We start from the raw sequence: 18,056 nt of genomic DNA, 5'->3' as shown, positions 1-18,056 counted from the left end.
CCGCTTCCCCGCAGCCGAGTGCGCCAACTACCTCGCCAACTCAGGATATCCACGCCTGATGTGAAAATGCTCTAGCCTGCGATCTCCCTGAGAAGCGCCTTCAAGGCCGGCGCCGCCCCGGCGTGGCGGGTCAGCAGCGCGGCTTCGTGCGCACGGGCCTCGGCCACCAATTCCGCCGCCAGCGCCGCACCGACGGGCGTGAGCAGGATGCGCATCGACCGGCCTTGCCGCCGGCGTTCCACCAGACGCTCCGCCGCCATGCGGTCCAGCAGCTTGGACATGGTGGGCTGCTGCATCAGGCAGGTCTGCGCCAATTCGCCCACCGTGACGCCCTCTCCCGCGCCGTCCAGCGTCGCCAGCACGCGCCAGACCGGCACCGCCACGCCACGCGCCTTCAACTGCGCATGGAAGCCGGCCGAGGCCGCATGGCTCGCCCGCGCCAGCAGGGCCAGCAGATAGTCCTGGACGAAGCGCGGTTCCGTCTGCATGCGGGCCAACATATGACTTTTCATATCTCCCGGACCAGCGTTATCCTGCCCGCAATGGAAGGGAGTGCCCGGGATTGCGCGACGACCGGATCGAGCCGCAATGGATCGAGGCCTTCGAGGCCGTGCTGCGCCTCTGCAAGGCCCAGCCGGGGGAGGTCGTCTGCCTGCTGGCGGAAAGCCAGTCCCGCCCGCTGAACATCGACCTGGCGGAACTCGCCGCGCATCGCCTGGGCTGCCGCCCCTTCCGCCTGGTGGTGCCCACGCCGCGCCAGGCGGCGCCCGTGCCGGTCCGTTCCACCGGCGCGTCGCGTGCCCTGCAGGGGCATCCGGGCGCGCTGGCGGCGCTGAAGGCGTCCTCCCTGGTGCTGGACCTGACGCTGGAAGGCCTGCTGCATGCGCCGGAGCTGAAGGAGATCCTGGCCGCCGGCACCCGCATCCTGATGGTCTCCAATGAGCATCCGGAGGCGCTGGAGCGTCTGGTGCCCCGCGCGGAGGATGAGGCGCCGGTGAAGGCCGCGGTGAAGCGCGCACGCGCCGCGAAGCGCATGACGGTGACGAGCGCGGCCGGCACCGACCTGACCGTGGAGATGGCCGGCGCCGTCACCGCCGGCGTCTGGGGCTGGACCGACCGGCCCGGCAGCATCGCCCATTGGCCGGGCGGCGTTGTCGTCAGCTTCCCGCGCGCGGGCACCGTGAATGGCACGCTGGTGCTGGCGCCGGGCGACGCGAACCTGACCTTCAAGCGCTACATCGAAAGCCCGGTGCGGCTGACGCTGGTGGATGACCATGTGACCGCGATCGAGGGCGCGGGTGTCGATGCCATCGCCATGCGCGAGCACCTCGCCGCCTGGGGCGACCGCGCCGCCTATGCGGTCAGCCATGTCGGCTGGGGGATGAACCCCCGCGCGCGGCGGGAGGCGCTGCTGGCCTATGGGGCGCGCGACACCAACGGCACGGAGCTGCGCGCGGCGGCGGGGAACTTCCTGTTCTCCACCGGCGCCAATGAATTCGCCGGCCGCTTCACGGAGGGACATTTCGACATCCCCGTCTTCGGCTGCACCATCGCGCTGGACGGCGAGCCAGTGGTCATCGAGGGGAGGCTTCTGGCATGACCACCATCCTGCTGCATGGCATCGGCGGCCCCTCCTGGGGCGAGTTTTCTCAAACGGCCCTCGACTGGCCCTTCCCGGGATTCTGCGGCACGGCGCCCCTGCCCGCCATGACCTTCCCCGCGCTGACCCAGGCGCTGCTGGAGGCCATGGATGCGCGCGGCATCGCGAAGGCCACGCTGGTCGGCCATTCGATGGGCGGGATGGTGGCGCAGGATTTTGTCGCGACGCATCCGGACCGCGTCGCGAAGCTGGTACTCTACGGCACCACGCCGGCCTTCGGCGGGCGCGACCCGGGTTTTGCCGAAGCCTTCCTGAAGGCGCGGCTCGGCCCGCTGGAGGGCAGCACGATGCGCGACGCCGCGCCCGCGATGCTGGACGGGATGTTCGGCCCCGACGCCGCGCCGGATGCCCATGCCCGCGCGCTGGCAGCCATGCAGGCGGTGCCGGACGAGGTCTATCGCGCGACGCTGCGCTGCCTCACCACCTTCGACCGCCGCGCGGAGATGGCGCGCATCGCCGTGCCGACCGTGCTGATCGCCGGTGAGCGTGACCAGGCCGCGCCGCTGAAGACCATGCAGCGCATGGCGGCGGCGATTCCCGGCGCGCGGATCATCGTGATCCCCGACGCCGGCCACCTGATCCACCTGGAAAAGCCGGCGGAGTTCCGCGCGGCGCTGCGCGACGCCCTGGAGAGCTGAGCCATGGACGCCCTGCCCGCCACCTCGCTGGACGATGCACCGATCTTCGACGCGGATGCCTTTCGCCTCACCCCCTTCGAGGCCGAGCTGACCGCCAAGGCGCGCCGCTTCGGCGCGGCCGTCCTGGCACCGCGCGCCGCGCGCTGGGACCGCGAGGCCACCTTCCCCACCGACAACTACCGCGACATGCATCGCGAGGGCCTCCTGGGCATCTGCATCCCGAAGGACGAGGGCGGGCTGGGTGCCGACTTCCGCGCCTATTGCATGACCGCCGCGGAGCTCGGGCGGTATTGCGGCGCCACCGCGCTGACCTGGAACATGCATGTCTGCTCCACCCTCTGGACCGGCGCGCTGACCGAGGATCTCGACATCCCCGAGGCCGCCCGCACGGAACATCGCCGCCGCCGCCGGATGCATTACGACCGCATCCTGGCGGATGGCGCGATCTATTCGCAGCCCTTCTCGGAAGGCGGCGCGGCGGCCGCCGGCGCCGCGGCCTTCGGCACCACGGCCAGGCGCGTCGATGGCGGCTTCCTCATCAACGGCAAGAAGATCTTCGCCAGTCTCGCGGGGCACGCGAACTACTACGGAATCCTCTGCACCGAGGTGCATGAGGGCGAAAAACTGTCGCGCAGGGACACGCTCTATCTCGGCGTGCCGGCCACCGCGCCGGGCGTGACGGTGGAAGGTGATTGGGACCCGCTCGGCATGCGCGGCACCGTCTCCCGCAACCTGGTCTTCAAGGATGTCTTCGTGCCGGAGGATGCGGCGCTGATGCCGCCGGGCCTGTATTTCCAGGCGGCGACGCGCTGGCCGCATATGTTCATGACTTTGTCACCCACCTACATGGGCATCTGCCAGGCGGCCTACGACTTCACGGTGAAATACCTGCGCGGCGAGGTGCCGGGCACGCCGCCGGTGAAGCGCCGCATGTATCCGACGAAGCAGATCGCGGTCGCGCAGATGCGCATCATGCTGGAACAGACCAAGGCGCTGTGGTTCCAGGCCATCACCGATGCGCGGCCAGACCCGAGCAAGGAGCAGATGATGCGCGCACTCGCCGCGCAATACACGGTGATGGAGAATGCGAATGCGCTCTGCGCGCTCGCCATCCGCACCTGCGGCGGCCAGTCCATGCTGAAGTCGCTGCCGCTGGAACGCATGTATCGCGACAGCCGCTGCGGCGCGCTGATGCTGCCCTGGACGGCGGAACTCTGCCTCGATCGCCTCGGCCGCGACACGCTCTATGAGAAGGGCGAGACGGATCAATGAGGCACTGGCTCGCCACGCAGCCGCCCGATCGCATCGCGCTGCGCTTCGGCGACAGGGCGCTGAGCTATGGCGAGTTGCACCGGCAGGTCCTGGCCATGGCGGCGGCGCTGGCGGCGCGCGGCCTGCGGCATGGCGACCGTGTGGGCTTCCTCGGCCAGAACCACCCCTCGCAGATCGTGGCGCTGTTTGCCTGCGCCCGGCTCGGCGCGCTGCTGCTGCCGATGAACTGGCGCCTGGCGGCGCCGGAATGGCGCTTCATCCTGGAGGATTCCGGCACGAAGCTGCTGCTGGCCACGCCCGACATGGTTTCGGCCATGCCGGAGGCCGTGGATGCCACCACCCTGGCCGCACCCGGCGAGGCGCCGGATGACGGCGACGACCAGAGCCCCGTCCTGCTGGTCTATACCAGCGGCACCACCGGCCGCCCCAAGGGCGCGGTGCTGGATCAGCGCGCGCTCACGCACAATGCGCTGAGCGCGCAGCACGCCTTCGCCCTGACGGCGCAGGACCGCGTGCTGACGGTGCTGCCGCTGTTCCATGTCGGCGGGTTGAATATCCAGACCACCCCGGCGCTGATGGCGGGCGCCGAGGTTCTGCTGCATCCACGCTTCGACGCGGACGCCTTCTTCGACGATATTGTCCGCCACCGCCCGACGCTGACCCTGCTGGTGCCCGCGGTGATGCAGGCCCTGGTCAGCCATCCGCGCTGGGAAAGCGCCGATCTTTCGAGCCTGCGCGCCATCGGCGCCGGCTCCTCCGACGTGCCCCTGTCGCTGATCGAAGCCTTCCATGCTCGGGGAATTCCGGTGCAGCAGGTCTATGGCGCGACCGAGACCTGCCCCATCGCCATCATCCAGGACCGCGCGGAAGCGCTCGCCGCCCCCGGCTCCCTCGGCCGCCCCGCCCTGCATGCGGAAGCGCGCATCGCCGGCGGTGCGGCGGAGGGTGAGATCGAGATCCGCGGCCCTGCCACGCTGCGCCGCTACTGGCCCGACAAGCCCGCCCTGGATGCCGAAGGCTGGTTCGCCACCGGCGATGTCGGCCGGATCGACCCGGAGGGTCGCTGGTGGTTCACCGACCGGCTGAAGCACGTCATCATCTCGGGCGGGGAGAATATCTACCCGGCGGAGGTCGAGCGCCTGCTGCGCAGCGCCCCCGGCATCCTGGAAGGCGCCATCATCGGCCGCCCCGATCCGCGCTGGGGGGAGGTGCCGGTCGCGGTCGTCGTCCCCGCGGAGGGTTTCGACTCCGCCCGGCTGCTGGCGCATTTCGAGGGCCAGATCGCCCGCTTCAAGATTCCCCGCGCCGTGGTCACCCTGCCGGCCCTGCCGCGCACGGCGCTCGGCAAGGTGGAAACCGGCCGGCTGCGCGAACTGCTGGCCTGACGCCGCAACTCGGGCATGATCGGGCCAATACGGCCCGAGGACACGCCCCGCATGATGCGCCTGAACGCCTTCGACATGGCGACCCCCGGCCATATCCAGCAGGGGATGTGGCGCCACCCGCGCGACACCGCCGCGAACTACACGAGCCTGGAACACTGGACGGACCTGGCCAGGCTGCTGGAGCGCGGGCTGTTCGACGGGCTGTTCCTGGCCGATGTCTTGGGCATCTACGATGTACATGGCGGCAGCCCGGATGCGGCGCTGCGCGGCGGCGTGCAGGTTCCGCTGCTGGACCCGGTGCTGCTGGTGCCGGCCATGGCCGCCGTCACGACCCATCTCGGCTTCGGCGTCACCTGCAACCTGGCCTATGAGCCGCCCTACCTGTTTGCCCGGCGCATGAGCACGCTGGACCATCTGACGCAGGGCCGCATCGGCTGGAACATCGTCACCGGCTATCTCGACAGCGCCGCGCGCGCGCTGGGACATGACGCGCAGATGCGCCACGACGACCGCTACGACCTGGCGGATGAATACATGCAGGCCGTCTATGCGCTGTGGGAGGGCAGCTGGGCCGGGGATGCCGTGCGGCGCGACCGGCCGGGCGGCGTCTATACCGATGCGGCACGCGTCCGCCGCATCCGCCACGGCGGCCCGCAATACCGCATCGATGCGATCCACCTGGCCGAACCCTCGCCGCAGCGCACCCCCGTGCTCTACCAGGCCGGCGCCAGCGAACGCGGCCGCCGCTTCGCCGGCACCCATGCCGAATGCGTTTTTGTCAACGGCACCAACCCGTCCGTCGTCGCGCGGCTGGTGGCGCAGTTGCGCGAAGCCGCCGCGCCGCGGCCCATCCTCGTCTTCGCCGGCGCCACCGTGGTGGTCGGGCGCACGGAAGCGGAGGCGCGCGACAAGCTCAACGACTACGCCGCCTGGGCCAGCGCGGAAGGCGCGCTCGCCCATGCCTCCGCCTCGCTCGGCATCGACCTGCAGACATTCGGGATGGATGAGCCGGTGCGGGCGGGCGAGAGCCAGGCGATCCGCTCCAATGTCGAAGCCATGGCCAGGGTCGCGGGGCCGGACTGGACGCCGCGCATGCTGCTCGCGCAATCCGTCCTCGGCAGCCGCCAGCCGCCCATCGTCGGCGATCCCCGGCAGGTGGCGGATGCGCTGGAAGGCTGGATGCGGGATGCCGGCGTGGACGGCTTCAACCTCTCCCGCACCGTGCTGCCCGAAAGCCTTGTCGACTTCATCGACCTCGTCGTGCCCGTGCTGCAGGAACGCGGCCTCTACAAGACCGGCTACGCCCCCGGCACCTATCGAGACAAGCTGTTCGGGCAGGGACCCCTGCTGCCGCAGAATCACCCCGCCGCGGGCCATCGCTGGGCATGAAGCAGCAAAGCATCGCGCTGATTACCGTCGCACAGGTGCTGGCGTTGGCGCTGTGGTTCTCCTCCACCGCCGCCGGCCCGGGCATGCTGGCGGAGGCGCCCTTCCGCGGCGCCACCTTCCAGGCGCTGCTGACCAGCGCGGTGCAGGCGGGCTTCGTGCTCGGCACGCTGCTGAGTGCGGCGCTCGCCCTGCCGGACCGCTACGACCCGCGCCGCGTCTTCGCCAGCGCGGCCCTGCTGGGCGCCGCCGCCAATGCGCTGATCCTGCTGCTGCCGCCGGGGTCGGAAGGGGTGATCGCCCTGCGCTTCGTCACCGGCATGGCGCTGGCGGGTGTCTATCCGGTCGGCATGAAGCTCGCCGCCGGCTGGGCGGATCGCGGCGACATGGGGCTGGTGGTGGGGCTGCTGGTCGGCGGGCTGACGCTGGGCTCCGCCGCGCCGCATCTGCTGGCCGCGCTCGGCGGCGCGGCCTGGCGGCCGGTGATGCTGGCGGCGAGCCTTTCCGCCGTGGTGGGCGCGGCGCTGATCGGGCTGGTGCGGCTCGGCCCGCGCCATGCCCCGGCCCCGCCCTTCCGGCCCGCCGCCGCGCTCGCGCTGTTCCGCAACCGCGGCACGCGGCTCGCGACCCTCGGCTATCTCGGCCATATGTGGGAGCTCTATGCGATGTGGGCCTGGGTGGGGCTGTATTTCGCCGCCAGCTTCGCCGCCTGGCGCGGCGATGCGCCCCGGCCGGTGGAAGCCGCGCTGGCCAGTTTCGGGGTGATCGCAGTGGGCGCGCTGGGCTCGGTTGCCGCCGGGCTGGCGGCGGACCGCATCGGGCGCGTGCGGGTCACCGTCGCCGCCATGGCCGTCTCGGGCGCCTGCTGCCTGCTGGCCGGGCCGCTCTTCGGCCTGCATCCGGCGGTGGGCATCCTGCTGGGCCTGGTCTGGGGCATCGCCGTGGTGGCGGATTCGGCGCAATTCTCGGCCAGCGTGGCGGAGCTGGCGGAGCCGGGGCTGACCGGCACCATGCTCACCGTGCAGACCAGCCTGGGTTTTGCCCTCACGCTTGTGACGATCCAGCTGATGCCACCGATGGTGGGCGCGCTGGGCTGGGGCGGCGCCTTCGCCGTGCTGGCGCTGGGGCCGGCGCTGGGCTGCCTCGCCATGCTGCGGCTGGGGCGCGTCATCCGGGCCTAGCGGCTGGGCCGGCGCAACCCCGCCAGCCACCACAGCGCGAAGGCCGCGCCCAGCCCCGCCGTCACCAGCAGGTCCAGCCAGGGCGAGGGCTGGGCCAGCGGCGCGTCCGGCCGCACCACCCACCAGAGATGCGCCGCATGCTGCACCAGCAGCAGCCAGCAGACCGCCACCATGCGCCAGCGCCCATGGTCGGGCGGCGCGGCGAGCGCGATGGCCAGCAGCAGCGCCGGCAGCGCGATGCCCAGCTGCACCCAGCGCCAATCCCCCAGCCGGCGCAGATACCAGCCCGCCTCCTCCGGCAGGTCGGCCATCCAGACGACGATGAACTGGGTGAACCACAGCCACAGCACGCCCAGCCCCAGCGTCAGCAGCGCGCGTTCCAGCCCCGGCAGCCCTTCCGAATCGGGATGCGTCCGCGCCGCCAGGATGGCCGCCGCCAGCGCCGCCGCCAGCCCGGCCACCCACATCGAAAAGCCTTGCAGGCTGGCGTACCAGCTGGTGTCGCGGGACAGCACCCAGTCGAAGCCGGCCAGCGTCGCCGTCGGCAGCAGCAGCACCAAGGCGAGGACGGAGATCCGCCGCTGCGGCCCCGGCCGCGCCAGCCGCCAGCCGAGCAGGCTCCACACCGCCAGATAGGCCAGGCTGCGCAGCCGGAAGGCCCAGGGCTGCAGCAGCGCGGCGCGCGGGCCGTGCTCCGGCCCCACCTGCTCCGCCACCCAGGGGTAGAGCTGCCCCGGCACCAGCAGCAGCGGCAGGGCCATCAGCGCCAGCAGCGGCAGACTGGCGGCCGCGGCCTCCAGCGGCGGCCGCACCGGCGCCAGCCACTCCTCCCGCAGCAGATGCCCCAGCGCCAGCACGCCGATGGCGCCGACGCCCAGATGCAGCCACAGAAGGAAGCCCGTCAGCCAGGCTTCCAGCACGGCGGCGCTGCCCACAAAAGCCACGGCCAGGGCGGCGGCGCCGAGGCCGAGGGCGGCAAGCGCCCTCATGGCGCCATGCGCTCGACGAAGCGGGCGATGGCCCAGCGGTCCTCGGGCGAAAGCCGGTCCGCGAAGGGATGCGCGCGGGCGCGGTTTTCCGCAATCGCCGCCATGCTGCGCTCGGCCACCGCCGGCAGCGCGGGCGGGGCGGGGAAGCCGCGCGCCACCACCGGCCCGTCACCGGCGCCGGAGGCGCCATGGCAGGGAGTGCAGAAGATGGCGTAGCGATCCGCGCCATGCGCCAGCAGCGCGGGCGTCACCGCCGGGCCCGGCGGCGCCAGCGCCAGGCGCCGCGCGGCCTCCCCCTGCGCCACGGCGCCCGGCGGCGGCGGCGCGGGGGGCGGGCCTGGCGCGGAGGCCTGCCAGCCGTCGCAACCGGCCAGCAGCAGGGCGAGGACTGCCGCGCGCCTCATGCCGGCAACTCCGACAGGCGCAGCGGCTTCTGCCGCCGCAGCAGATACGCGGCCTCCCGCCGCGTCAGCCCGGGATCGCCCTCGAAGAGGCAGAGGAAGAAGCGATCCTCGCTGGCCCGCCCGAAACCCGGGGCGGCGAAGACCGGGTGGCTCAGCCGTGGCAGGCGGTTCAGCGCCAGCATGCCGATCAGCGCCCCAGCCGCGGCCCACAGAATGGCGACGATGGTGGTGGCGGGCAGGAAGGCCGGCAGCGCATGCAGCGGCCGCCCGCCGACATTCAGCGGATAGACATGCAGGCTCAGCCACCATTGCGTGGCATAGGCCAGCGCCGCGCCGAACAGCCCGGCGGCGATGGCGATCCAGGCGACGCGTGCGCCGTTCACCCCGAGCAGCGCCGCCGCCTCCGGCACCGGGAAGGGCGCATAGGCATCGAGGCGCCGCCACCCGGCCTCCCGCGCCGCGCGCAATGCCTCGACCAGCGCCTCCGGCGTGTCGAATTCGGCGATCATCCCGCCTTGCGCGCCGCTCATGGCACATCCGCCTCGCTTTCCTCGTGCCGCATCTCGAACATCGACACCACCGGCACGAAGCGGGCGAAGGCCAGCATCAGCAGCGCGAAAAGCCCGACGGTGCCCGCCAGCAGCGTCCATTCCGGCATGGTCGGCGCATAGAGCGGCGCGGTGTTCGGCAGGTGGTCGCGCAGCAGCCCGCCGGCGACGAGCGAGAAGCGGTCGAGCCAGACGCCGGCCGCGGCACCGAGGCCGATGGGCACCGCCCAGCGCGCCCGGATCTGCACCCGCTTCAGCCAGAGCAGCTGCGGCACAACCACCACCAGCAGGGCGCCGCCCCAGTAGAGCCCCGCATAGGCGCCGAAGGCACGGGCCGCGATCGCCTGGCGCGTGGTCGCATCCTCCAGCACCGCCACCAGCAGGCCCTCGGCGTAGACATATCCGCAGGCCAGCGCCGCCGCGGCGGTCAGCTTCGCCAGCAGGCGCATGTCGTCGTCATCGATGTAGCGGGTGAGGCCGAGCCCGCCGCGCAGCAGCGCCGCCAGCGCCAGCACCACGCCGAGGCCGGAAGGGATGCCGGTGGCCACCACATGCAGCGGCAGCCGCGCCTGGTGCCATTCCGGCACGAGGGTGGTCGCGAATTCCAGCGCCACGATGGTCTGCGCCGAGACCAGCATCGGCAGCACAAGTGCCGCCACCAGCCGATAGGCCGCCTGGTGGCGCGCCCAGTGCTGCACCGATCCGCGCCAGCCGAGCGCCGCCAGGCCATAGATGCGCGCCTGCGCCAGCCGCCCCTTGGCCACCGCGCGGTCGCGCATGGTGGCGAGATCCGGGATCAGCCCGGTGTACCAGAACAGCCCGGTGACCACGACGTGGGACATGATCCCCCAGAAGTCCCAGACCAGCGTGCTGCGGAAATTCGGCCAGACCGCGAAGGTCGCGGGATAGGGGAAGGTCCAGTAGAACAGCCAGGGTCGGCCGAGATGCAGGATCGGGTAGATCGCCGCCGCCGCCACCGCCGCCAGCGCCGCCGCTTCCGCGAAGCGGTTCACCGAACTGCGCAGCCCGTGCCGGCGCAGCACCAGCACCACGGCGAACAGGCTCGCCGCATTGGCGATGCCGATCCACCAGACGTAGTTGATGAGGTCGAAACCCCAGACGAAGGGGATATTGGTGCCCCATAGCGCCGTGCCCTCGACCAGCAGCGCCACCACCGCATAGGCCAGCAGCAGCGTCACCGCGCCGGCCCCCGCGACGGCGCCCGCGAAGCGCCAGCCGAAATCGCCGCGCAGCGGCTGGTCGGAGACCGGGCGGGTGGAAAAATCCGCGCCGCTCATCCGACCAGCTTCGCGAGGTAGGTGGTGCGCGGCCGCGTATCGATATTGCCGAGCAGCGCGTAGTTTCTCGCGTCTGCCTTCGCGCGCGACACGGCACTTTCGGGATCGTTGATATCACCGAAATGGATGGCGCGCGTCGGGCAGGCGGACTGGCAGGCGGTGACGATCTCGCCGTCGCGCACAGCGCGGCCTTCCTGCCGCGCGACATCCTGCGCGCCCTTGATGCGATGCTGGCAGTAGGTGCATTTCTCGATCACGCCGCGTGGCCGCAGCGGCACGTCCGGATTGCGCACCGGCACCGCATCCGCCGCCCGCGCATAGCCCGCCCAGTTGAACTTGCGGACCTTGTAGGGGCAGTTGTTGGAACAGGTGCGCGTGCCGATGCAGCGCGGATAGACCATCAGGTTCAGCCCTTCGTGGTCATGCACCGTGGCATTCACGGGACACACCACCTCGCAGGGCGCCTTCTCGCAATGCATGCAGGGAACAGGCTGGAAATCCACCTGCGGCGCTTCCGGCGTGCCCGTCGCCACGCGGTCCACGCGCAGCCAATGCATGGCGCGGCCGCGTGCCGTCTCCTCCGGCCCCACCACCGGCGTGTTGTTCTCCGCCTGGCAGGCGACCACGCAGGCATTGCAGCCGATGCAGGTGTCGAGGTCGATCGCCATGCCCCAGGCGGCGCCGGAATAGGTCCAGTCGGGGTAGAGCGAGCGCGGCGGCGGCGGCGGCGGCACCGCCTGGTCTGGCGCCAGGCGGCGCACGCGCGGCGCATCGCCGGCCAGCGCGTGATCGGCGCCGCGCTCCGCCCAGAGCTGCGCGCCGGTGGCGCGGATCTGCAGCCCCTCGGCCAGCCAGGGTGACTCCGCCGGGCGCAGCCCATAGGCCGCGATCCCGACGCCGCCCGGCACACCGCCCGCGGCCCGCCGCCCGCCGCCGAGCGGCAGGGTGACCACGCCCGGCGCCTGGCCCGGCACCACCAGCACCGGGGCGCGGAGGGCGCGGCCGGCCAGTTGCAGCTCCACCTCCTCGCCCTCGACGATCCCGGCGGCGCGCGCATCGGCCGGCGCCATCAGCACCGCATTGCCCCAGGCGAGGTTGCCGAGCGATCGCGGCAGTTCCTGCAGCCAGGCTTCCGTGGCGAAGCGCCCGTCCCAGAGGTTCGGGTCCGGCGCGAAGAGCGCGACCGGCGCGGTGGGCCGCCGCGCCGGCGGTGGCAGCGCGAAATCCGCGCGCAGCGGCAGCACCCGCGGCGGCGTCGCGCTCTCCGCCACCACGCCGGCTTCCAGCGCCGCCAGCCAATTTGCCTCGAAAGCCTCGCCCCAGGCCGCCCGCCAGGTTTCCTGCGTGAGCACAAACCCGTCGCCCGGCAGGCCGGCGAGCATGCCCAGGATTTCCTCGGGCGCGCGCGCGGCCTCGACCAGCGGCAGGGTGGCGGGCTGGCGCAGGGCGGCGGTGCCGTCGAAGGCGCGGGAATCGCCAAAACATTCCAGCGGGTGGCGCAGCGGCAGGTGCCAGGTGCAGGCCAGCGCCGTCTCATCCACCTGCACCCCGGCATGGACAGTGTGCGGCACCGCGCACAGGTCGAGCCGGCCGGGCGCGTCGAAGACGGGATTCGAGTCGAGCACCAGCAGATGCGTCACCCGGCCCGCCGCGATCTCCGCGGCCAGGTCCTGCAGCGTGCCGGCTTCCGCGGCCGTGGGATCGGGGATGCAGGGCACTGCCGCGCCGAGCGTCGCGTTGATGGCATGCGCCAGTGCGTGGACCGCCACGGACTGCCCGCGTCCGGCCAGCACGCAGGCCTCGGCGCCCGCACCGCGCAGCGTGGCCGCCAGCGACGCGGCCTCCGGATGCGTGGCGCCGGCCGCCGCCGCAATGCCGAGTTCGGCCGCCACGGCGCGGGCCAGCGCCTCGATCTCCCAGGGCGGCAGCACCAGCAGCCGGTCGGCCTTGGCGCCGGTGAGGCTCGGCGTGGATTCGGCGACGATCAGCGCCGGCAGGCGCCCTTCCTGCCGCCCGCGCGCCCGCGACTGCGCCCAGGCGCGCGCCTGGGCCAGCTGCGCCGGGCCGGGGCCGAGCGGATCCGCGCCCAGGCACAGCACGGTCCGCGCGCGCAAAAGATCGGGCAGGGGCGTCACGGCGGCGCCGAAGGCCAGGCGGGTGCCTTCCGCCGCCGCCGCATCGGCCAGCGGCGCATGCACATGCCATCGCGCGCCGGGCCATTGCGCCAGCAGCGCCGCGATCAGCCGCCGCTGGGTGGGGGAGGCGATGGGGCCCGTCAGCAGGCGAAACCCCTGCCCACCTGTTGCCGCCAGCGCCGCGCGCTGTTCCGCCAGGTCGCGCGCGAAAGGCGCCGCATCGCGCTCCACACGCCCCTGCCGCCGCAGCCTGCGCGACCGCGCCGGATCGTGCAGCGCCAGCACGGCGGATTCGAGAAAGACGTCGGTGGCGCCGAGGCTGGCGGGATGGCGCGGATTGCCCTCGATCTTGATGGCGTGGCCATCCCGCGTGCGCACCAGCACGCCGCGGCCCAGCCCGTCCAGCTCCAGCACCGTGGCGTAGCTGCGCCGCGTGCCCGGCTGGCCATCGGTGCCACGCGCGGGGGCATAGAGCGGGCTGCCGAATTCCTGCGGGCCGATGTCGCAGCCCGCGGCCGTCGCCAACGCCAGGGAGGCGCCGGCGGCGCGCAGCAGGCTGCGGCGATCCGGGTCCGGCGCGGGCAGGGGATCTGGCAGCGCGTCAGGCGGGGTCATGATGGCTCCGGATGGGTGGGTCGCGCCGTATCCGGGCTACGCCCCAGCGCGGCTTTGGTTCCCCGCCGCTGCAACCGCGCCGGGCCTTTCCACGTTGGCCCCGCATGTTCCAGCCCCGATGCCGCCGCGCGCTGCCGCCCCTGCTCGCCCTCGGCGCGCTGCTGCTCGCCGGCTGCGGGGACGAGGCGGTGCCCGCCGAGCTGCAGGTGGCCGGTGGCGATGCTGCGCGCGGGCGGCTCGCCATCGCAGCCCATGGCTGCGGCGCCTGCCATGTGATCCCGGGCATCGAGGGTGCGGTGGCCTGGGTCGGCCCGCCGCTGATGGAATGGGCGCGGCGCAGCTATGTCGGCGGGCGGCTGCCCAATGCGCCCGAAAACCTGGTGGCCTTCCTGCAGAACCCGCAGGCGGTCTCGCCCGGCTCCGCCATGCCGGCCCTGCCGCTCCAGCAGAGTGAGGCGGTGGATATCGCCGCCTATCTCTACACCCTGGGCCAGGCGCCCGCCGTGCCGCCCGGCCAGCCCCTTGCGCCTGGCGAGGCCGGCACGCTGCCGGAGCCGCGGCTGCGCCCGCGCCTGGACCGCCCCGCTCAGTAGCCCACGCCGCAAGCCGGCAGCACCAGGGACGGCGCAGCCTGGAACAGCACGGCCAGCAGCGAATAGCCGGCGGCCGCGGCGGCGAACCAGCTGGTGAAGCGCGGCTCGGCCTCGCCACCCTCCGTCACCGGCCCGGCGAGGCCACGCGTCGTGCCGCGCAAGATCAGCAGCAGCGGCACCGCCACCACCAGCGTCGCCAGCCCGATCATCGCGGGCACCCAGGGAAGGCCCAGCAGCCGCGCGCCCTCATAGCCCCTCTCGCAGGCGAAGGCGTTGATGGCGTAGACCAGCGTGAAATGCAGCGCCCAGAGCGCGAAGCCAGCGGCGCTCAGCAGCATGCTGAAGGCGGAGCGCGGGCCTGGGCGCAGGGCCCGGCCGCTCATGGCAGCAGCCTCGGGAAGCCATGCACCAGCACCAGGCCGACCGCGCCCTGGCCCACCGTGTAGAGCCAGAACAGGCGGGTATTGTCCAAGGTCAGGCGCCGCGGCCCGCCCAGCTTGCCGGCCAGCGACCGCGCCAGGGTATAGGCGCCCATCAGCAGCGCGATCGCCACATGCGCCGCCTGCCAGACGAAAAGCCCCCAGGCGCTGGCGCCATAGGCATGCAGGGTGGGTGCGATCGGCCCCTGCCACAGCGCCCAGCCATCCGCCGCCAGCCCCCCCGCCAGCAGGCCGATTCCTGCCAGCAGCGCCAGCCGATGCCCCCAGCCGCGGCCATCGTGCAGCGTGGCGGAGGCCACGACCAGCGACAGCGCCGCGCCGGCATAGAGCACGAAAGCCGCGGCGCCCCAGCCCAGTACAGGCAGGCCCTGCCCGGCCGGCGGCCACATGGCATCGCCATTCACCAGCCAGAGGAACAGGTAGCTGCCGATCAGGCAGGCATAGGCCGTGCCGCTGACCAGCATGGTGCAGACCATCGCCCACCAGGAGGTGGTGACCGGCCCCGTCGCATGCGTCGGCAGCAGGATGCCGCCACCGATATCCACGCGCTCCGGCCCCACCGGCCCGAAATCCGTGCCGTGCCAGAGCCAGCCGATGAAGCCCGCCAGCGCGATCAGGAAGAAGACCGCCGCCGCAATCGGGAAGGGCTTGGTCAGCGCCAGGAAGAAGCCGGCCGTGCCGATGGCCGCCACCACATGGCCCCAGCCCGGGCCGGCGACGAAGGCGATGTATTGCGGCGTCGCCTCCGCCGGGCTGCCGATCAGCGCCTCACGTCGTCCCGTGGCGGCGAAGGGGAGAAAATGGCCCCCCGCCTCCACCTGTCGCTTCAGGTCGGGGTCGTGCCACAGCGGGTAGCGGTCGCGCACCAGGGGGATGCTGCGCAGCCCGTATTCCGGGCTGTCGAGCCATTCCATGGTGCCGGCATTCCAGGTGTTCTCCTGCCCCTGCTGCCCGCCGATCCGAAAGTTCTTCACCACATCCACCAGCAGCACCAGCGCGCCCGCCGCGAACATCGCCGCGCCGATGGAGGAGAGCAGGTTCCACAGCTCCAGCCCGAAGCCGGAGGGGAAGGTGTAGATGCGCCGCGGCATGCCCATGAAGCCGCTGATGTGCATCGGGAAGAAGGTGAGGTTGGTGCCCAGGAACAGCAGCCAGAAGGCCGTCCTGCCCAGCCGTTCCGAGAGCTGGCTGCCGAGCGCCGGCGCCCAGTAGTACAGCGCGGAGAACAGCGGAAAGACCATGCCGCCGATCAGCACGTAGTGCAGGTGGGCCACGATGAAATAGGTGTCGTGCGCCTGCCAGTCGAAGGGCGTGACGGAGACCATGACGCCGGTCAGCCCGCCGAGGGTGAAGATGAACAGGAACCCCAGGATGAACAGCGCCGGCGTGCTGAATCGGATGCGCTGCTTCGCGCTCGCAAAGGTCGCGATCCAGGCAAAGACCTGAAGGCCGGAAGGGATGGAAACCGCGAAGCCGGCGGCCGCGAAGAAGGACAGCGACAGCGGCGGAATGCCCGTGGTGTACATGTGATGCACCCACAGCCCGAAGCTGAGGAAGCCGGTGCCGACCAGCGCCGTGACCACCATCGAATGCGCGACCAGCCGCGCCTGCGCCATCGCCGGCACGATCATCGAGACCATCGCCGCCGCAGGCAGGAAGATGACGTAGACTTCCGGATGGCCGAAGAACCAGAACAGGTGCTGCCACAGCATCGGGTCGCCGCCACGTTCCGGCAGGAAGAAGGGCCAGTCGAAGGCGCGTTCCAGCTCCAATAGCGTGCTGGCGATGATCACCGCCGGGAAGGCGAAGATCACCATCGCGGCGAAGACCAGGATGCCCCAGGCATAGATCGGCATGCGCCCCAGCGTCATGCCCGGCGCGCGGCAGCGCAGGATGCCGACGATCAGCTCGATGGCGCCGGCGATGGCCGAGATCTCGATGAAGCCGATGCCCAGCAGGTACATGTCCGTGTTGATGCCGGGCGAGTAAGCCTTGCTGGTCAGCGGCGGATACATGAACCAGCCGCCATCGGGCGCGATGCCGAAGAAGAGGCTGGCGTAGAACAGCAGCCCACCGATCAGGTAGATCAGGAAGGCATAGGCGCCGAGCCGCGGAAACGGCAGTTCCCGCGCGCCGAGCATGGAAGGCAGCAGCGCGATCGCCACCGCCTCCACCGCCGGCACGGCGAACAGAAACATCATCACCGTGCCATGCATGGTGAAGACCTGGTTGTAGGTATCCGGGTTCACCAGCGTGAGGCCCGGGAAGGCGAGCTGTGCGCGGATCACCAGCCCCAGCAGGCCGGCGAGGAGGAAGAACAGCAGCGCGGTGGCGATGAAGAGCGGGCCGATGAGGCCGTTGTTCACCTCGGAGATCGCGCGCCAGCCCGGCGGCTGGCGCCAGACGCGCTTCAGCTCGGCCAGCTCCGCCTCGGGCCGCGGCAGGGGATTGGGCGTGGCGAGGTCGCTCATCGCAGCGATTCCATCCAGGCGGCGACTGCCAGCAGATCCTCACCGGGCAGGGACCGGCCGAAGGCGGGCATGGCATTGCCCGGCTTGATGTCCTGCGCGCCGGCGACCCAGCCCGCCAGCGTGCCGCGGTGATTTTCGAGCGCGCCGGCCGCGAGCGAGAGGCGGGAGCCGATGCGGGACAGATCGGGCCCCAGCCGCGCCTGCCATTCCGTGCCGCGCACCGTATGGCAGGCGCCACAGCCCGCTTCCCCAAACACCTGCATGCCGCGCGCGAGTTCCGGCGTGGCGGGTGGCGGGATCGGTTCGCGCTGGCGGGCCAGCCAGGCGTCGAAATCCGCCGGCTCCTCCGCCACGGCCCAGAAGGCCATCAGCGTATGCTGCACGCCGCAGAATTCGGTGCATTGGCCCCGCATCACGCCCGGCCGGTCGGCACGGATGCGCTGGCGGTTCACCCGGCCCGGAATCATGTCCATCTTGCCGTGGAGGTTCGGGATCCAGAGGCTGTGGATCACATCGCCCGAGGAGAGCAGCAGCTCCACCTCCCGCCCCACCGGCAGGCGGAGCTCATTGGCGGTGACGGCGCCCTCGCCCTCATCCGGGTAGCGCACCTCCCACCAGTATTGCCGCGCGATCACCTCGATGCGCAGCGGGTTGTCGCTGCCCGGCAGCACCACGGCGCGGGAAACGCCGAGGCTATAGACCAGCAGCGCGATGAGCGTGACGGTGGGGAAGATGATGCCGCCGGCCACCACGAAGCGGCGGCTGCCGAAGGCCTGGCGCAGGCGCGCGGGCGCGATCAGCGCGAAGACCAGCAGGCCCATCACCAGCACGAAGATGGCCGTGCCGCCGAGGAACAGCACCCAGGTCAGCACGGCGATGCGTGCCGCATGATCGCCCATGGGATCGAGCGGCGTCTGCACCCCGCTGCAGGCCGCGAGCAGACAGGGCAGCAGAAGTCCCCATGGGCGCGGCGGCGCGCGGCGGCGTCCCGGCGTCTCGGTCATGCAGCACCCCCTGTCCCTGGGCGGCCAACGCGGTGTG

General features: G+C 72.0%; 16 protein-coding genes. 7 read left to right on the top strand and 9 right to left on the bottom strand.

The features are described 5' to 3' along the window. Positions 1-71: 71 nt before the first annotated feature. A complete protein-coding gene (locus ACTIF1_RS25360) occupies positions 72-488 on the bottom strand; it encodes a MarR family winged helix-turn-helix transcriptional regulator (protein WP_439599251.1) in 417 nt (138 codons plus the stop codon). 74 nt (positions 489-562) lie between these two features. Here ACTIF1_RS25360 and ACTIF1_RS25355 point away from each other — a divergent pair, with 74 nt between their 5' ends. From ACTIF1_RS25355 to ACTIF1_RS25330, 6 genes are read left to right on the top strand one after another with little or no spacing between them, the layout of a single operon-like run. Continuing rightward, complete coding sequence (locus ACTIF1_RS25355) at positions 563-1,600, top strand: 2,5-dihydroxypyridine 5,6-dioxygenase (RefSeq protein WP_439599250.1); 1,038 nt, start codon at positions 563-565, stop codon at positions 1,598-1,600. Then, positions 1,597-2,298, top strand: coding sequence for an alpha/beta fold hydrolase (locus tag ACTIF1_RS25350; RefSeq protein WP_439599249.1), 702 nt, complete (start codon positions 1,597-1,599; stop codon positions 2,296-2,298). Before ACTIF1_RS25355 ends, ACTIF1_RS25350 begins: the two co-directional genes overlap by 4 nt. A 3-nt stretch (positions 2,299-2,301) precedes the next feature. Next, positions 2,302-3,570 carry an acyl-CoA dehydrogenase family protein gene (locus ACTIF1_RS25345; protein WP_439599248.1) on the top strand — a complete coding sequence of 423 codons (1,269 nt, stop codon included), beginning with the start codon at positions 2,302-2,304 and terminating at the stop codon, positions 3,568-3,570. Further along, entirely contained in the window at positions 3,567-4,955 is a 1,389-nt protein-coding gene (locus ACTIF1_RS25340) for an AMP-binding protein (RefSeq protein WP_439599247.1), read from the top strand. Before ACTIF1_RS25345 ends, ACTIF1_RS25340 begins: the two co-directional genes overlap by 4 nt. Positions 4,956-5,006: 51 nt before the next feature. Next, positions 5,007-6,344: an LLM class flavin-dependent oxidoreductase gene (locus tag ACTIF1_RS25335; protein WP_439599246.1), complete on the top strand. Its 1,338-nt coding sequence runs from the start codon at positions 5,007-5,009 to the stop codon at positions 6,342-6,344. Then, positions 6,341-7,522, top strand: a complete 1,182-nt coding sequence (locus ACTIF1_RS25330; protein WP_439599245.1) for an MFS transporter — start codon at positions 6,341-6,343, stop codon at positions 7,520-7,522. Before ACTIF1_RS25335 ends, ACTIF1_RS25330 begins: the two co-directional genes overlap by 4 nt. Here the strand turns inward: ACTIF1_RS25330 and ACTIF1_RS25325 are convergent. Genes ACTIF1_RS25325 through ACTIF1_RS25305 form a run of 5 tightly spaced genes read right to left on the bottom strand, consistent with a single transcriptional unit; the run spans position 7,519 to position 13,511 of the window. Next, positions 7,519-8,511: a hypothetical protein gene (locus ACTIF1_RS25325; RefSeq protein WP_439599244.1), complete on the bottom strand. Its 993-nt coding sequence runs from the start codon at positions 8,509-8,511 to the stop codon at positions 7,519-7,521. The two genes, ACTIF1_RS25330 and ACTIF1_RS25325, sit on opposite strands and share 4 nt — an antisense overlap. Next, entirely contained in the window at positions 8,508-8,915 is a 408-nt protein-coding gene (locus ACTIF1_RS25320; RefSeq protein ID WP_439599243.1) for a c-type cytochrome, read from the bottom strand. The genes ACTIF1_RS25325 and ACTIF1_RS25320 overlap by 4 nt, the downstream gene beginning before the upstream one ends. Further along, positions 8,912-9,445: a DUF3341 domain-containing protein gene (locus ACTIF1_RS25315; RefSeq protein WP_439599242.1), complete on the bottom strand. Its 534-nt coding sequence runs from the start codon at positions 9,443-9,445 to the stop codon at positions 8,912-8,914. The genes ACTIF1_RS25320 and ACTIF1_RS25315 overlap by 4 nt, the downstream gene beginning before the upstream one ends. Then, entirely contained in the window at positions 9,442-10,761 is a 1,320-nt protein-coding gene (nrfD, locus tag ACTIF1_RS25310) for an NrfD/PsrC family molybdoenzyme membrane anchor subunit (protein WP_439599241.1), read from the bottom strand. Before nrfD ends, ACTIF1_RS25315 begins: the two co-directional genes overlap by 4 nt. Then, complete coding sequence (locus ACTIF1_RS25305; RefSeq protein WP_439599240.1) at positions 10,758-13,511, bottom strand: 4Fe-4S dicluster domain-containing protein; 2,754 nt, start codon at positions 13,509-13,511, stop codon at positions 10,758-10,760. Before ACTIF1_RS25305 ends, nrfD begins: the two co-directional genes overlap by 4 nt. A 104-nt stretch (positions 13,512-13,615) precedes the next feature. On the opposite strand from ACTIF1_RS25305, the gene ACTIF1_RS25300 reads away from it, so the two are divergent. After that, a complete protein-coding gene (locus ACTIF1_RS25300) occupies positions 13,616-14,104 on the top strand; it encodes a c-type cytochrome (RefSeq protein ID WP_439599239.1) in 489 nt (162 codons plus the stop codon). Here ACTIF1_RS25300 and ACTIF1_RS25295 read toward each other — a convergent pair. From ACTIF1_RS25295 to coxB, 3 genes are read right to left on the bottom strand one after another with little or no spacing between them, the layout of a single operon-like run. Continuing rightward, entirely contained in the window at positions 14,098-14,487 is a 390-nt protein-coding gene (locus ACTIF1_RS25295; protein ID WP_439599238.1) for a hypothetical protein, read from the bottom strand. The genes ACTIF1_RS25300 and ACTIF1_RS25295 overlap by 7 nt on opposite strands. Continuing rightward, entirely contained in the window at positions 14,484-17,015 is a 2,532-nt protein-coding gene (locus ACTIF1_RS25290) for a cbb3-type cytochrome c oxidase subunit I (protein WP_439599237.1), read from the bottom strand. The genes ACTIF1_RS25295 and ACTIF1_RS25290 overlap by 4 nt, the downstream gene beginning before the upstream one ends. Next, on the bottom strand, positions 17,012-18,019 hold the full coding sequence (gene coxB / locus ACTIF1_RS25285; RefSeq protein WP_439599236.1) for a cytochrome c oxidase subunit II: 1,008 nt from the start codon (positions 18,017-18,019) through the stop codon (positions 17,012-17,014). Before coxB ends, ACTIF1_RS25290 begins: the two co-directional genes overlap by 4 nt. Positions 18,020-18,056 lie beyond the last annotated feature (37 nt).

This window comes from Falsiroseomonas sp. (assembly GCF_051860665.1).
Lineage (GTDB): Bacteria > Pseudomonadota > Alphaproteobacteria > Acetobacterales > Acetobacteraceae > Falsiroseomonas.
This window is presented reverse-complemented; position numbering and strand designations above follow the sequence as displayed.